Below are 1,187 nucleotides of genomic sequence, written 5' to 3'. Positions count from 1 at the left end.
GCCACCTTCGGGCCCTCGGACGTCTTCGTGCTCTGCTCCAACCTGGCATTCGACGCAGCCACCCTGGAGGTCTGGGGTGCTCTGCTCAACGGTGGCAGCATCGCGGTGCCCACCGACGTGACCGTCGCCGACCAGCGGGAACTGGCCGGCTTCATCTCCCGTAACGGTGTCACCGCAGGCTTCTTCAACGTCGCGGTGTTACGGATGATGCTGGAGGCCGACCCGTACGCGCTGCGCGGCATGCACACCATCCTGGTGGGCGGCGAGGCGGTGCCGGGGACGCTGATGGCCGAGGCCGCACGGTTCCTCGACCACCGGACCCTGCTCAACGGCTACGGGCCGACGGAGAACACCACCTTCTCCTGCTGCCACCGTCTGTTGGAGCCGCCGGCGCCGGACCGGCCGGTCCCGATCGGCCGGCCGCTGGCCAACTCCGCCGCGCTGGTGGTGGACGGGGATCTCGCGCCGGTGCCGGTCGGTGTGGTTGGTGAGGTCGTGGTCAGTGGTGCCGGGCTGGCGCGTGGCTATCTTGACGATGACGAGCTCACTGCCCAACGCTTCTACCACGATGCGGCGGGCGTCCGTTGGTATCGCACGGGGGACCTCGGGCGTTGGCGGGCCACCGGGCACCTGGAGTATCTCGGCCGTCAGGACCAGCAGGTCAAGATTCGTGGGTTCCGCATCGAACTCGGCGAGGTCGAGGCCACTCTCACCCGCCATCCGCACGTCCGCGCCGCGGCCGTGACCGCCCCCACGACCTCCACGGGTCAACGGCTCGTCGCCTACATCGAAGCCACTGTCCACACCGAGCCCACGACCATCCGTCACTGGCTGGGCACCCTGCTACCGGACTACATGATCCCCACCCGGATCATTGCCGTCCCCAGTCTTCCCACCACTGCCAATGGCAAGATCGACCGCGCCGCCCTGCACCACCTCGACCACACACCCACCACGGCTCCCGCCGCCGTCACCCCCGCCACGCCTCTGCAACGCCGCCTCACCGACCTCTGGCGCGACACCCTCGAACTCGACCACATCGACATCCACGACAACTTCTTCGACCTCGGCGGCGACTCCCGCCTGGCGATGGTTCTGGTGGGCCGGATCCGGCAGGCGTACGGACGGGCGGTGTCCGGGGGCGCCCTGCTGGCCCTGCGCACCATCGTCGAACAGGCGACGCTGAT

1 protein-coding gene is annotated in these 1,187 nt (G+C 69.1%); it reads left to right on the top strand.

Translation table 11 applies throughout. From position 1 onward, the window contains the following. A partial coding sequence (locus AB0E94_RS53095; RefSeq protein WP_360344628.1) for a non-ribosomal peptide synthetase occupies positions 1-1,187 on the top strand: 1,187 nt, incomplete at both ends.

The organism is Actinoplanes sp. NPDC026670 (genome assembly GCF_040638175.1).
Taxonomy (GTDB): Bacteria; Actinomycetota; Actinomycetes; order Mycobacteriales; family Micromonosporaceae; genus Actinoplanes.
This window is presented reverse-complemented; position numbering and strand designations above follow the sequence as displayed.